The organism is Lachnoanaerobaculum sanguinis, from assembly GCF_033242365.1.
Taxonomy (GTDB): Bacteria; Bacillota; Clostridia; order Lachnospirales; family Lachnospiraceae; genus Lachnoanaerobaculum; species Lachnoanaerobaculum sanguinis.
Window position 1 is genome coordinate 88,800 of the sequence record NZ_BTHK01000011.1, and the last position, 13,811, is coordinate 102,610.

A 13,811-nucleotide genomic window follows, 5' to 3' on the forward strand; every position below is an offset into this window, starting at 1 on the left:
TGTTGTAAAATTTGCTTCATGATAGAAAGAGGAATAATTTGTTACACCAATATAAGAATAACGGATATAATATAGTTTTAGATGTCAATTCAGGTTCTGTTCATGTAGTTGATGAGCTTATGTATGATGCAATGGAACTTGGTGAAAAGCTTATTGGAGAGATAGATGCTCCGATAAACTTAAGTGATGAGATAAAAGCTGATATTAAATCAGGTTTGAAGGATAAGTACAGTGATGAGGAAATAGATGAGGCTATATCCGATATACAGGAGCTTATAAATGCGGAAGAGCTTTATACCAAGGATACTTATGAGCTGTACATCAATGATTTTAAAGAGAGAGAAACAGTTGTAAAGGCACTCTGTCTTCATATCGCTCACGATTGTAATCTTGCATGTAAATACTGCTTTGCCGAAGAGGGAGAGTATCATGGCAGAAGAGCTCTTATGAGCTATGATGTCGGAAAGAGAGCGCTTGATTTCCTTGTAGCCAATTCGGGAAACAGAAGGAATTTGGAAGTAGACTTCTTTGGAGGTGAGCCGCTTATGAACTGGCAGGTGGTAAAAGAACTTGTAAAATATGGCAGAAGCCTGGAAGAAGCCAATAATAAGAAATTCAGATTTACAATTACTACAAACGGAATGCTTTTGAATGACGAAATTATGGAATTTTGCAATCAGGAGATGTCAAATGTAGTACTCAGCTTGGACGGCAGAAAAGAAGTTAATGATGCTATGCGTCCTACCAGAGGAGGCAAAGGCAGCTATGATGTTATAGTTCCTAAGTTTGTAAAATTTGCAGAAAGCAGAGGCACAAAGGATTACTATATCAGAGGTACTTTTACAAGAAATAATCTTGAGTTTTCAAAGGATGTATTGCATTTTGCAGACCTTGGATTTAAGCAGACAAGTATGGAGCCTGTAGTAGGTGAAGACGGTGAAGCCTATGCAATCAGAGAAGAAGACATTCCAAAGATTATGGAAGAGTATGATAAGCTTGCGGTAGAATATATCAAGAGAAAGAAGGAAGGAAGAGGATTCAATTTCTTCCACTTCAATATAGATTTGACTCAGGGACCATGTGTTGCAAAGAGACTTTCAGGATGTGGTTCGGGAACGGAATACTTGGCGGTTACACCTTGGGGTGATCTATATCCATGTCATCAATTTGTCGGAAAAGATGAGTTCTTGCTTGGAAATGTCTTTGACGGTTTGAAGAGAAAAGACATCAGTAATGAGTTTAAGCTATGCAATGTTTACGCTAAGCCAAAGTGTAAGGATTGCTATGCAAGATTTTATTGTAGTGGAGGATGTGCGGCTAATTCTTATAGCTTCCACGGCTCTATTACAGATACTTATGATATCGGTTGCGAACTTCAAAAAAAGAGAATTGAGTGTGCAATAATGATAAAAGCAGCGTTAGCTGGGTAAAATAGGAGAAGATAATGAAGGACAATAAGCAAAAGGGCTTAGCCTCTCTGTTTATCACAGTTGTGGTTTTGGTATTTTTCGGTTTTCTTGCTTACAATGTTTTATCTGCAGGTAAGGGTAATACCGGTGCTGTAGCAACAAGTGAGACTACCATATCAAATGAGAGCGGTAAAGTGACCGGAGATGAGGCAACAGACAGTGATGTAGCTGATGAAATAGGTAAAACTTCCAAATTCAGTACAGGTAAAATAAAACTTGGACTTGATTTGGCAGGTGGTGTAAGTATTACTTACCAAACAGTTGAGCCGAATCCGTCAGATGAGGATATGGCGGACACTATCTATAAGTTGCAGCAGAGAGTACAGAATTACTCAACAGAGGCTGAAGTTTACAGAGAGGGTGGCAATAGAATTAATATTGATATCCCGGGTGTATCTGATGCCAATGCAATACTTGACGAACTTGGAAAACCTGGTTCTTTGATCTTTGTAGATCCACAGGGTAATACTGTACTTACAGGTGATCAGGTGGCAACAGCCAAAGCCGGTATTATAGATAATAACGGTAACAGTGAGTATGTTGTATCACTTACATTTACAGATGAGGGTTCAAAGGCTTTTGCAGAGGCTACTGCAAGACTTATCGGACAGAGAATTGCTATTATATACGACAATGTTATTTATTCAAATCCTACAGTTCAGACTGCTATAACAGGCGGAACGGCACAGATTACAGGTATGACTTCATACGATGAAGCAAAGAATCTTGCTTCTACTATACGTATAGGTTCACTTTCACTTGAGCTTGAAGAGCTTAGAAGTAATGTGGTAGGAGCAAAGCTTGGACAGGAAGCCATATCTACAAGTATGAAGGCTGCTGCAGTAGGATTTGTGATCCTTGCAGTATTTATGGTGGCGGTATTCTTACTTCCGGGATTTGCATCGGTACTTGCACTTTCATTATATGTTATACTTGAGATTTTACTCTTATCTGCATTTGAAATCACACTGACATTGCCGGGTATTGCCGGTATCATACTCTCAATCGGTATGGCGGTGGATGCAAATGTAATTATTTTTACCAGAATCAAGGAAGAAATCGGACTTGGTAAGAGCGTAAATGAAGCTATCAATTTAGGATTTAAGAAGGCTTTGTCAGCTATCGTTGACGGAAATGTTACTACACTTATAGCCGCAGCTGTACTTTATCTTAGAGGTTCAGGTACTGTAAAGGGATTTGCACAGACACTTGCACTCGGTATTATACTGTCAATGTTTACAGCACTTTTTGTTACAAGATTTATAATGAAGGCTTTCTACAATATAGGGCTTGATAATCCTAAGCTTTATGGTAAGAAACTTGCGGCAAAGCCTATAAATTTTGTCGGAATGAAGAATATAACGATTGCAGTTTCAGTAGTTGTTATACTTGCAGGTATTTTCGGTGCAGGAGTAAATAAGGCAAAATATGGAGATCTGTTCAACTACGGTATAGACTTCAGAGGCGGAACATCTACAAATGTTACATTTAATGAAGATTATTCACTTGACAGAATCTCAAAAGAGGTTGTGCCTGTAGTAGAATCAGTAACAGGTGAAGCTGGAACACAGACACAAAAGGTCGAAGGTTCAAATGAGGTTATCATAAAGACACGTACACTTTCAGTAGACGAGAGAGAGAAACTTAACAGTGCTCTTGCTCAAAAATTCGGTGTGGATGCCGAGAAGATCACAGCAGAGTCAATATCAGGTGCTGTAAGTTCCGAGATGAAGAAAGATGCTGTTGTAGCTACAGTTATTGCTACAATACTTATGCTTCTTTATATCTGGTTCAGATTTAAAGACTTCAGATTTGCAACAAGTTCAGTGCTTGCGCTTGTACATGATGTTTTAGTTGTAATTGCATTCTATGCACTGCTTCGTTGGAGTGTAGGCTCAACATTTATTGCATGTATCCTTACAATAGTAGGTTACTCCATAAATGCTACTATAGTAATATTTGACAGAATAAGAGAGAATAAGGCATTATTGCCAAAGGCTACAAAAGAAGAGATTATAAATACAAGTGTAACCGAGACTCTTACAAGAAGTATTTATTCATCACTTACTACATTTATCATGATTTTCGTACTCTTTATAATGGGAGTTTCTTCTATCAGAGAGTTTGCATTACCGATCATGGTAGGTATCGTAGCAGGTACATATTCTTCCGTATTCTTATCAAGTATCTTCTGGTACATCTTTAGCAACAGATTTGATAAAAAAATCGAGCAGAAGAAGGAAGAGCAGAAGGCCGAAAAAGCTAAGAATAAGAAGAAAAAAGATAAAAAAGTTGAAATAAATAAAGACAGCAATGGTGCTGTAGTTTAGGTATTTTATGAAATATGAAATAAAGGCTGTGGACAATAGAGCAAAAAGCGCTACTATGGAAACAGTGCATGGTACCGTAGAGACACCGCTTTTTATGAATGTCGGAACTGTAGCCGCTATAAAAGGAGCTGTCTCGACGGATGACCTTAAGGAAATAGGTTGTCAGGTTGAGCTCTCAAACACCTATCATCTGCACGTAAGAACAGGTGACAAACTTATAAAAGAGTTTGGAGGTTTACATGAGTTTATGCATTGGGACAGGCCGATACTGACAGATTCGGGCGGTTTTCAGGTGTTTTCACTGGCTAAACTCAGAAAAATTAAGGAAGAGGGCGTCGCTTTCAATTCACATATTGACGGAAGAAAGATATTCATGGGACCTGAAGAGAGTATGCAAATACAATCAAATTTGGGCTCTACAATAGCAATGGCATTTGATGAATGTCCTCCGGCACTTGCGGAGAGAAGATACATAGAGGAATCTGTGGCACGTACTACCAGATGGTTGCAAAGATGTAAGGTAGAGATGGACAGGCTCAATTCATTGGAGAATACCATAAATAAGGAGCAGTTGCTCTTCGGTATAAACCAAGGCGGAGTTATTGACGACATCAGAATTTCACATGCAAAAGAAATAAGCGAGATTAACCTTGACGGATATGCAATAGGCGGTCTGGCTGTCGGTGAGAGCCATGAAGAGATGTACCATATACTTGATGTAACTGTTGAACATCTGCCAAAGGATAAGCCTACATATCTTATGGGTGTAGGTACCCCTATAAATATTCTTGAAGCGGTAGACAGGGGAGTGGATTTCTTTGACTGTGTATATCCGAGCAGAAACGGTAGACATGGACATGTATATACAAACTATGGAAAGCTGAACCTTTTCAACAAGAAATATGAGCTTGATAAAAGACCTATAGAAGAGGGATGTAACTGTCCGGCCTGTAGATCATATTCAAGGGGCTATATCAGACATTTGCTGAAGGCAAATGAAATGCTTGGTATGCGTCTTTGTGTATTGCACAATTTATATTTCTATAATACAATGATGAGTGAAATTCGCACAGCTATACGCGAAAATAGATATACAGAATATAAAAATAACAAAATTAGAACCATGCTTGAAGGTTCTAAATAGGAGGACTATGAATATTTTGGCAACTGCGAATGCAGGTGGTGGTTTTGGAGTAGGTGCGATTGCAATGTATGTAGTGTTTATAGGAGCTATATTTTATTTTATGGCCTATAGACCTAATAAAAAAGAAAAAGCTAAGCAGGCTGAGCTTTTTGCAAGTTTAGAAGTTGGTGATACGGTAGAGACTGCATCAGGATTTTATGGTGTATTGATTGATATTACAGATGATACTGTGATAGTGGAGTTTGGAAACAATAAAAATTGCCGTATTCCGATGAGAAAAGATGCCATTGTAAAGAACGAAAAGATGACATTATAAAATAAGACAAAATCAAAGCACATCTTCGGATGTGCTTTTTTGGAAAGGTGGATATGGATAGTTATATAGTGCTGGATTTGGAATGGAACCAAAGTCCTAACGGCAGAGAATACAGCAATAAAGATCTTCCCTTTGAAATAATAGAAATAGGAGCGGTAAAGCTTGATTCAAAGCTTAAAAAAGTCGATGAATTTCATAGAGTAATAAAGCCCACAGTTTATAAAAAGATGCATTTTAAGGTACATGAGGTGGTACAGATAGGTATCGGAGAGCTGAAGAAAAAAGGAGTTCCTTTTACAGAAGCTATAAAGGATTTCTTTGAGTTTTGTGAGCTTGACAATAAGCAAAAAAAGACCATACTCTGTACATGGGGAAATCTCGATTTGGTGGAACTTCAAAGAAATATGAAATTTTACGATGTGGAAAATAAATTTGAGTATCCTTTGTTTTACTATGATATTCAAAAGCTCTTCAACATAAGATACCCTAACGGAGAACAGGACAGGATACCTCTTGAAAGAGCTGTGAATATGCTGAATATTGAGAATAACAGACCTTTTCATCATGCTTTAGATGATGCCGTATATACAGCCAAAGTAATGCAAAATATGGATTTCGGACCTGTAAGTGAATATTATTCACTTGACTATTATCGTGTACCGAGAAGCAGTGAAGAGGAAATATATTTGCATTTTTCGGGATATTCAAAGTTTGTATCCACTCTGTTTCCTACAAAGGAAGAGGCGATAGCGGATAAGCATAATTCAGATCTTATTTGTGACAGATGCAACAGAATGTTAAAGAAAAAAATAAAATGGTTTTCAACAAATCAGAGGAATTACTACTGTGTAGGAATCTGCCCTGAACATGGAATTGTGAAGGGGAAAATAAGAGTAAGAAAAAATAATGACGGATACTATGTAATAAAGACTACAAAGGTTGTAGATACGGCAACCTTTGAAGAAATCAGAGAAAAGTACGAAGAGAGTAAGCAAAAGAGATTGATTAAGAGCAAAAGAAGGTTTTTAAAAGATTCGGAAGAGGTATAATTGGAGCAGGAAATAAAAGAAACTATTGTAAAAAAGATAGATAAAAAAGATATTGATGAATTATATGGGGACGGAGATATTAAAGAGGCCGCAATTATAATAAAAAATGGAGGCCTGGTGGCGTTTCCTACAGAAACGGTTTACGGACTGGGTGCAAATGCTCTGATGCCTGAAGCTGCAAAAAAGATCTATGCGGCAAAGGGCAGACCGAGCGACAATCCGTTGATAGTGCATATTTCAAAAACGGAAGACGTAAAAGATATTGCAAATGATATACCGGAGCTGTTTTATACTTTGGCAAACAAGTTTTGGCCGGGACCTATGACTGTGGTATTAAAAAAGAAGAGCATTATACCGGATGCTACAAGCGGAGGCCTTGATACGGTTGCGATAAGACTTCCTGAGAGTAATATTGCAAGAGCTTTGATAGAAGTTTCAGGAGTACCGATAGCCGCACCGAGTGCAAATACTTCAGGCAGACCTTCTCCGACAAAAGCATCTCATGTATTTGAAGATATGAATTCCAAGATAGAAATGATAATAGACGGGGGTGAAGTCGGAATAGGTGTGGAGTCCACAATAGTGGATTTGACAGAAAATACTCCGACACTGTTAAGACCGGGTGCAATTACTCTTGAAATGCTTAGAGATGTATGCGGCAATGTAAATATAGACCCTGCCATTGAGCATCTTTTATCAACAGGAGAGGCTCCTAAGGCGCCGGGAATGAAATATAAGCACTATGCACCGAAGGCTGATATGAAGATGTTAAGAGGAAGTGAAAGTGCTGTATCAGATTATCTGAGGGCACAGATAACGGAATCGAATATCGATACGGCGATACTTACAGTGGATGAACATAAAAGTGTTTTATTACAGCTTATAAACGAAAATAAAAAGGATAATATAAAACTTTTGAGCCTCGGAAGTATAAAAGATATGAGCAGTATTGCCCACAATCTCTTTGATGTACTCAGAAAATGTGATGACCTTGGGGTAAAGAATATAATATCCGAGTCATTTGATGAGAGCGGTATCGGAAGAGCGGTAATGAACAGACTAAAGAAAGCTGCAGGCTTTAATATAATAGATTTATAGGTGGATTATGAGCGAAAAGAGAGAAGATTATATAAACTGGGATGAATATTTTATAGGTGTTGCAAAGCTCAGTGCAAGAAGATCAAAGGATCCGAACACTCAGGTAGGTGCCTGTATAGTAAGTGAGGATAATAAGATACTGTCTATGGGATACAACGGATTTCCAAGAGGCTGTTCAGATGAAGATTTTCCATGGGGAAAGGAATTTGAACTTACAGATCCTTATAATGCAAAGTATCTGTATTCCACACATAGTGAGTTGAATGCAATATTAAACTACAGAGGAGGTTCTTTAGAGGGAAGTAAAATATATGTGACTTTATTTCCATGTAATGAATGTGCAAAGGCAATAATTCAGGCTGGGATAAAGACTATAATATATGAGGAGGATAAATATGCCTCAAGCCCTTCCGTAAGAGCCAGTAAAAGAATGTTGAATGCGGCAGGCGTAAGATATTATGAATATCAGCCAAGCGGAAGAAAAATAGAGATAACGGTATGATTGATAAAAGACTTGAAAGAATTTTAAAAAAGCTGGATGAAACATATGGTACGGAAAAAATAATTTATTTGGAGTATAATACTCCGTGGCAACTTCTGTTTGCAACCATACTCAGTGCTCAATGTACAGATGCAAGAGTAAATATGGTGACAAGAGATTTGTATAAAAAATATGACAGTCTTGAGAAGTTTGCCGATGCAGATTTGTCTGAAATGGAGAAAGATATACATTCCATAGGTTTTTATCATAATAAGGCTAAAAACTTGATTGCCTGTGCAAGGAAGCTTTTGACCGACTTTGGAGGAGAGGTGCCAAGCGATTTGGATGACCTTTTAACTCTTCCGGGAGTGGGCAGAAAGACCGCCAATGTAATCAGAGGAAATATATTTGATCTGCCAAGTATAGTGGTAGATACACATGTAAAAAGGATTACAAAAAAACTCGGGTTTACAGAAAGTGACGATCCGGTAAAAATAGAGTTTGAACTTATGGAGATACTTCCAAAAGATCACTGGATAGTCTGGAACACGGATTTGATAACTCTTGGCAGGACCATATGTATTGCAAGAAGGGAAAAATGTGATATTTGTTTTTTAAGAGACGACTGTCCGAGTGCCAAAGTATGATGATTTCCGATTATATAGCAATTGACCTTGAAACTACCGGAATAAGGTTGTCAAAAGATAAGATAATTGAAGTTGGACTTTTAAAAGTAAAAGATTCACAGATAATTGATACTTTCTCCTGTGTTATAAACCCGGATATGCCGGTGGATGACAAAATACTTGAATTGACAAAAATCAGTGAAAACGAGCTTGAGAATGCAAAAAGGATATATGAGGTTATAAATCATATAGTGGACTTTTGTGAAGACTATGTTCTACTTGGACATAACACAATTTTTGATTACAGCTTTGTAAAAAAAGAAGCAAACAGAGCAGGATTGGAATTTGAGAAAAGAGGTATTGATACATATAAATTATGTAAGAAGGTACTTCCGGATAATGTGAGAAAAAATCTTACTGATGCATGTGCCTACTTCGGTATTGAAAGAAAAAACTCTCACAGAGCGTTCAGTGATGCATACTATACTCATGTCTTATTTCAGGAAATTATGAAAAATTTTAAAACTCTTGAAATAAGCCCGGAAGCTATGAAGGTTAAGATAAAAAAGTTCGTTCCGATCAGAAAAAGAACAAAAGAGGACTTGCAGAAATTACTAAACTGTCATAGAATTGGATGCAAGGTAAATATTGACTTGCTTTCAGAATCCGAAGCTAAAAGGATGATGGATAAAATAAAATCAGGAAGCGTTGATTTTACCTGATAAAGCGCAAATATTACAGTCTACATTCTGTAGACTGAAAACATTTCACTAAAATCATAAAAGTATAGTTTATCCCATAAAGAAAAGAGGTTTATATGAAGAATAAGAAAAGACAGATTATATCAATAGTTATAGTTACAATTTTAGTTCTGGCTATGGTGGTACCTGTAGTAGTTTCAGCATTGTCAATATAGGTATGCCGGTCTAGAGAGGACAAGGGAAAGTTGAAGAAGAATATAGGAAATATAACTGCAGCAATGGCTGTGTTTATGGCTGTTGCAGGATTTGGAATAGGTAGTAGAGCGGGAAGTTTTGAAGTTAGAGCCGAAAAGCAGGAGGCAAAAGCTGACGATAAGAAGTCTACAGACAGTGATGCTAAAGAAGAGGAGACAACCAAAGAACAGGAGAGCACACAGGAGGCTGTAACTGAAGATGAAGGAATAAAAGCTGAGAGAAGACTGCCTGAAGGATTCAGTGTAAGCGGATTGGATGACAGCGTTAAAACAATGACTGCACTTAGTGAAGCTTTGGAAAAACTTCAGACTAAAGTTGATGAGAAGAAGTTTATCTTATCTGTAAACGGAGAGCAGATAGAGAGCAGCTTTTCGGATCTTGGTGCAAGCATAGAAAATAAAGAGTATATACTGTCTGAAGCGGGCAAATATACATCAGGAAATATGATTGAAAGATTTGCGAAAAGTGCAGGTCTTATAGAAAATCCTGAAAGCATTACTCCCGATATAGAATTTAATGAAGAAGCTTTAAATGCATTTTTTAAGAGAGCCAACAGTAAGAATCCGGATGCACCTGTTAATGCAACTATAAAAAGAGTCGACGGTGCATTTGAGATAACACCTGAACATGACGGATATGCAATAGATAAGGACTCTACTGTAGACAAGCTTAAGGAAGCGATTCTTAAAAGCGGAGAAGAGACAATAGAAGCACAGGTGACGAAGCAGGCCGCAGCCGTTAAGGCTGAGGATTTGAAAGATATAAAGGATGTGCTTGGTACATTTACAACCAACTACTCGTCTTCCACATCCGAGAGAGCCACAAATATTGCTGTCGGAACACAGAAGATGGACGGTGTGCTTTTGATGCCCGGTGAAACAATATCGGGTTATGAAAGAATGCAACCGTTTACAATTAAAAACGGATATAAGATGGCAAAGGCTTATCAAAACGGATTGGTTGTAGACAGTGTCGGCGGTGGCGCATGTCAGATTGCAACAACATTATATCAGGCCGCGCTGAGAGCTGAAGTAAAAATCACAGAGAGAAAAAATCACTCAATGATAGTAGGTTATGTACAGCCAAGCGGTGATGCGGCGATTGCCGGAGATTATAAGGATATAAAGGTTACAAACAACAGAAGTACTCCTATATATGTAGAGGCTGTTACATCCGGAAGAAATGTTACATTCACTATCTGGGGTAAGGAAGACAGATCTACAAACAGAACAATTGAATTTGTTTCTGAAGTAATCAATGAAACACCTAAGGGAAAGACTTATAAAGACGATCCTTCAAAGCCTGTAGGATATATCAGAAAGGAATCAGACGGACATAAGGGAAGAGTTTCAAAGCTTTGGAAGGTTGTAAAGGAAAACGGAGTTGAGGTAAGCAGAGAATTGGTATCAAGTGATAATTACAGAATGGCCGACGATATTTATATCAGAGGTACCAGAGTGGACACCCCTGCTCCTACAGCTGCACCGGTAGAAAATACCGAGGGTGGCGAAACTGTGAATGATGCTCCTGCAGATAACGGACCTGCAGATAATTCTGTTGATGTCAGTCAAGGTCCGGGTTTTAATCCGAATATTAATGACGGACAGTAATGAAAAAATATATAATATTTTGCGGATATGCCGGACTTAAGGGCTCTTTGATATTGATAGAGAATTACCGTGAAGAATTAAGCGGATATTTTAATAAAGTATATATAGAGAGTATAGAAAAGCATGTTAAAGAAAACGGTTATTATGGGAGATATTTATCTCCCATAAATAATGACAGACCTGAATGTGCTCCTGTAGATATAAACGGTATATTCACAGAGGTCGATGGTGAAACGGTAGATGTTTCAGAAGGTGGAATCCTAAAGGCATTATATAATTTTGCAAAGTCTCGTGGCCGCGGTTTTGAGATAGAAATAAAAAAAATAAGTACAATACAGATTTGTATTGAGATTTGTGAATATTTCGGAATAAATATATATAGACTTTTAAGCGAAGGCAAGATAGTTCTGAGTGAGGACCCTATATCTGCCTGTAAATACTTGGAGGAAAGAGGGATTGCTGCACAGGTAATAGGTTGTTTGACAGACAGCCTTGATAAGGTGATTACAGATAAGGAATCTGTAGAATATGTGAACAGGCCTTTGCAGGATGAAATTTTTAAGGTGATAAAAGATGAGAGAGAAGATATTATCGGTAATTGAAAAAAATTCCAGAATTGATATTGCGGAGTTGGCTATTTTATTGGGTGAAGATGAGGTGGCCGTTGCAAATGAGATTTCCGATATGGAAAAAGAAGGTGTGATATGCGGTTATCATACATTGATCAATTGGGAAAAAACAGCCAATGAAAAGGTGAATGCACTTATTGAAGTAAGAGTTACACCTCAAAAGGGTATGGGCTTTGATAATATTGCTGAAAGAATTTACCAATTCTCTGAAGTAAGTGCAATATATTTGATGAGTGGAGCATTTGACTTTACTGTTTTTATTGAAGGAAGAACAATGCGAGAAGTGGCACAATTTGTCTCTGATAAATTGGCACCTATGGATTCAGTGCTTTCAACCGCAACACATTTTGTACTGAAAAAATATAAAGACCATGGAACAATATTATCTGCAAAGAAAAAAGATGAGAGGCAGTTGATAACACCATGAGAAATCCATTATCAAAAACAATAACATCAATAAAACCTTCAGGTATCAGAAAGTTTTTTGATATAGTCAATACTATGGAAGATGCAATATCTCTTGGAGTTGGAGAGCCCGATTTTGATACACCTTATTTTATAAGAGATGCAGGTATATATTCTCTTGAAAAAGGAAGAACTTTTTATACATCAAACTCAGGTTTGATGGAGCTTAGAGAAGAAATAAGAAAGTATCTTATAAGAAAGCTTAATGTAGAATATAATCCTAAAGACGAAATGATCATTACAGTAGGTGGAAGTGAGGGCATTGATATTGCGCTCAGAGCAATGCTTGATGCAGGCGATGAAGTTTTGATACCTCAGCCTTCATATGTTTCATATGAGCCTTGTACAATTTTGACAGGAGGAAAACCTGTAATAATTGAACTCAAAGCCGAAGACGGTTTTAAGCTGAAAGCAAGTCAAATTTTGGAAAAAGTAACAGATAAGACAAAGATACTTATTTTACCTTTTCCGAATAATCCTACAGGATCAATACTCAATATAAATGAGTTAAAAGAGATAGCAAAAGTTTGTATAGAAAAAGATTTGTATGTAATATCCGATGAAATATACTGTGAACTTACATATGAAGGAGAACATGCTTCAATAGTTCAGGTAGAAGGAATGAAAGAAAGAACCATACTTATAAACGGTTTTTCAAAATCCTATGCCATGACGGGATGGAGACTCGGATACGCGACAGGTCCTAAGGAAATTATAGCTCAGATGACAAAGATTCATCAATATGCCATTATGTGTGCACCTACTACAAGTCAGTATGCCGCTGTTGAGGCTCTGGCGCATGGAGATGACGATGTGGCCAAGATGAGAGAGTCATACAATCAAAGAAGAAGATTTCTATTACATAAATTTGATGAACTTGGAATGACATGCTTTGAACCGCAGGGAGCATTCTATGTATTTCCGAGTATAAAAAGATTTAATATGACATCGGAAGAATTTGCAACAAGATTGTTGGAAGAGCAAAAGACCGCTATAGTTCCGGGCACGGCATTCGGTGCAAGCGGAGAGGGCTATGTCAGAGTCTCATATGCATATTCTATGGAAAGACTTAAGGAAGCAATCTCAAGAATTGAGAAGTTTGTAAGGAGTCTTTCATGAATATAGTATTACTTGAACCTGAAATACCTGCAAATACAGGCAATATCGGAAGAAGCTGTGTAGCAACGGGTACAAGACTTCATCTGATAGAGCCTCTGGGTTTCAGAATCAATGAAAAAGAGATAAGGCGCGCAGGTATGGACTATTGGAAGAATCTTGATGTTACAATATATTCCGATATAAATGACTTTTATGAAAAGAATCCTGCGGCAAGAGAGCATATGTATTTTGCAACTACAAAGGCACATCATACATATAAGGATGTAGAGTATAAGCCGGATGATTATATAATGTTCGGTAAAGAAAGTGCAGGAATACCTGAAGAGATACTTGCAGAAAATGAAGACACCTGTATACGAATACCTATGTGGGGAGATATCAGAAGTCTGAATCTGTCAAATTCGGTGGCAATTATCTTGTACGAAGCATTGTCACAAAACGGATTTGAAAAAATGCAACTTACAGGAGAATTACACAGACTTAAATATAAATAATAAAAAAACTCCGGACCGTTTGGAA

At 37.5% G+C, this 13,811-nt stretch carries 14 protein-coding genes; all 14 read left to right on the top strand.

The window, feature by feature from the left end:
* Positions 1 to 38 precede the first annotated feature (38 nt).
* The 14 genes from scfB (at position 39) to SBH76_RS08855 (ending at position 13,786) form a co-directional block, all read left to right on the top strand.
* Entirely contained in the window at positions 39 to 1,430 is a 1,392-nt protein-coding gene (scfB, locus tag SBH76_RS08790; protein WP_315085202.1) for a thioether cross-link-forming SCIFF peptide maturase, read from the top strand.
* A 14-nt stretch (positions 1,431 to 1,444) separates the two neighbouring features.
* Positions 1,445 to 3,799, top strand: a complete 2,355-nt coding sequence (gene secD, locus SBH76_RS08795) for a protein translocase subunit SecD (protein WP_317977515.1) — start codon at positions 1,445 to 1,447, stop codon at positions 3,797 to 3,799.
* 7 nt (positions 3,800 to 3,806) lie between these two features.
* Positions 3,807 to 4,943 (top strand): tRNA guanosine(34) transglycosylase Tgt, encoded by a 1,137-nt coding sequence (gene tgt / locus SBH76_RS08800; RefSeq protein WP_317977516.1) that lies wholly within the window; start codon positions 3,807 to 3,809, stop codon positions 4,941 to 4,943.
* 7 nt (positions 4,944 to 4,950) lie between these two features.
* Complete coding sequence (yajC, locus tag SBH76_RS08805) at positions 4,951 to 5,259, top strand: preprotein translocase subunit YajC (protein WP_007593197.1); 309 nt, start codon at positions 4,951 to 4,953, stop codon at positions 5,257 to 5,259.
* A gap of 53 nt (positions 5,260 to 5,312) precedes the next feature.
* Positions 5,313 to 6,308, top strand: a complete 996-nt coding sequence (locus SBH76_RS08810; protein ID WP_007593195.1) for a 3'-5' exonuclease — start codon at positions 5,313 to 5,315, stop codon at positions 6,306 to 6,308.
* Positions 6,309 to 7,406, top strand: coding sequence for an L-threonylcarbamoyladenylate synthase (locus tag SBH76_RS08815; RefSeq protein WP_317977517.1), 1,098 nt, complete (start codon positions 6,309 to 6,311; stop codon positions 7,404 to 7,406).
* Between the two features lie 7 nt (positions 7,407 to 7,413).
* Complete coding sequence (locus tag SBH76_RS08820; RefSeq protein WP_007593190.1) at positions 7,414 to 7,908, top strand: deoxycytidylate deaminase; 495 nt, start codon at positions 7,414 to 7,416, stop codon at positions 7,906 to 7,908.
* The gene (nth, locus tag SBH76_RS08825) at positions 7,905 to 8,534 is read left to right on the top strand and encodes an endonuclease III (protein ID WP_007593188.1); all 630 of its coding nucleotides are present in this window, start codon (positions 7,905 to 7,907) and stop codon (positions 8,532 to 8,534) included. The genes SBH76_RS08820 and nth overlap by 4 nt, the downstream gene beginning before the upstream one ends.
* Positions 8,531 to 9,235: a 3'-5' exonuclease gene (locus tag SBH76_RS08830; protein WP_007593187.1), complete on the top strand. Its 705-nt coding sequence runs from the start codon at positions 8,531 to 8,533 to the stop codon at positions 9,233 to 9,235. The genes nth and SBH76_RS08830 overlap by 4 nt, the downstream gene beginning before the upstream one ends.
* A gap of 224 nt (positions 9,236 to 9,459) precedes the next feature.
* Positions 9,460 to 11,079, top strand: a complete 1,620-nt coding sequence (locus SBH76_RS08835) for a VanW family protein (RefSeq protein WP_317977518.1) — start codon at positions 9,460 to 9,462, stop codon at positions 11,077 to 11,079.
* Positions 11,079 to 11,681, top strand: coding sequence for an AIR synthase-related protein (locus SBH76_RS08840; RefSeq protein ID WP_317977519.1), 603 nt, complete (start codon positions 11,079 to 11,081; stop codon positions 11,679 to 11,681). Before SBH76_RS08835 ends, SBH76_RS08840 begins: the two co-directional genes overlap by 1 nt.
* Positions 11,653 to 12,135, top strand: coding sequence for an Lrp/AsnC family transcriptional regulator (locus SBH76_RS08845; protein ID WP_007593174.1), 483 nt, complete (start codon positions 11,653 to 11,655; stop codon positions 12,133 to 12,135). Before SBH76_RS08840 ends, SBH76_RS08845 begins: the two co-directional genes overlap by 29 nt.
* Positions 12,132 to 13,292 (top strand): aminotransferase class I/II-fold pyridoxal phosphate-dependent enzyme, encoded by a 1,161-nt coding sequence (locus SBH76_RS08850; RefSeq protein WP_317977520.1) that lies wholly within the window; start codon positions 12,132 to 12,134, stop codon positions 13,290 to 13,292. The genes SBH76_RS08845 and SBH76_RS08850 overlap by 4 nt, the downstream gene beginning before the upstream one ends.
* Positions 13,289 to 13,786, top strand: coding sequence for a tRNA (cytidine(34)-2'-O)-methyltransferase (locus SBH76_RS08855; RefSeq protein WP_007593169.1), 498 nt, complete (start codon positions 13,289 to 13,291; stop codon positions 13,784 to 13,786). The genes SBH76_RS08850 and SBH76_RS08855 overlap by 4 nt, the downstream gene beginning before the upstream one ends.
* Positions 13,787 to 13,811 lie beyond the last annotated feature (25 nt).

Bases quoted from the DNA above. Each gene is read 5' to 3' on its own strand.
- secD (WP_317977515.1), top strand. From the start codon at position 1,445: ATGAAGGACAATAAGCAAAAGGGCTTAGCCTCTCTGTTTATCACAGTT.
- tgt (WP_317977516.1), top strand. From the start codon at position 3,807: ATGAAATATGAAATAAAGGCTGTGGACAATAGAGCAAAAAGCGCTACT.
- yajC (WP_007593197.1), top strand. From the start codon at position 4,951: ATGAATATTTTGGCAACTGCGAATGCAGGTGGTGGTTTTGGAGTAGGT.
- SBH76_RS08810 (WP_007593195.1), top strand. From the start codon at position 5,313: ATGGATAGTTATATAGTGCTGGATTTGGAATGGAACCAAAGTCCTAAC.
- SBH76_RS08820 (WP_007593190.1), top strand. From the start codon at position 7,414: ATGAGCGAAAAGAGAGAAGATTATATAAACTGGGATGAATATTTTATA.
- nth (WP_007593188.1), top strand. From the start codon at position 7,905: ATGATTGATAAAAGACTTGAAAGAATTTTAAAAAAGCTGGATGAAACA.
- SBH76_RS08830 (WP_007593187.1), top strand. From the start codon at position 8,531: ATGATGATTTCCGATTATATAGCAATTGACCTTGAAACTACCGGAATA.
- SBH76_RS08840 (WP_317977519.1), top strand. From the start codon at position 11,079: ATGAAAAAATATATAATATTTTGCGGATATGCCGGACTTAAGGGCTCT.
- SBH76_RS08845 (WP_007593174.1), top strand. From the start codon at position 11,653: ATGAGAGAGAAGATATTATCGGTAATTGAAAAAAATTCCAGAATTGAT.
- SBH76_RS08850 (WP_317977520.1), top strand. From the start codon at position 12,132: ATGAGAAATCCATTATCAAAAACAATAACATCAATAAAACCTTCAGGT.
- SBH76_RS08855 (WP_007593169.1), top strand. From the start codon at position 13,289: ATGAATATAGTATTACTTGAACCTGAAATACCTGCAAATACAGGCAAT.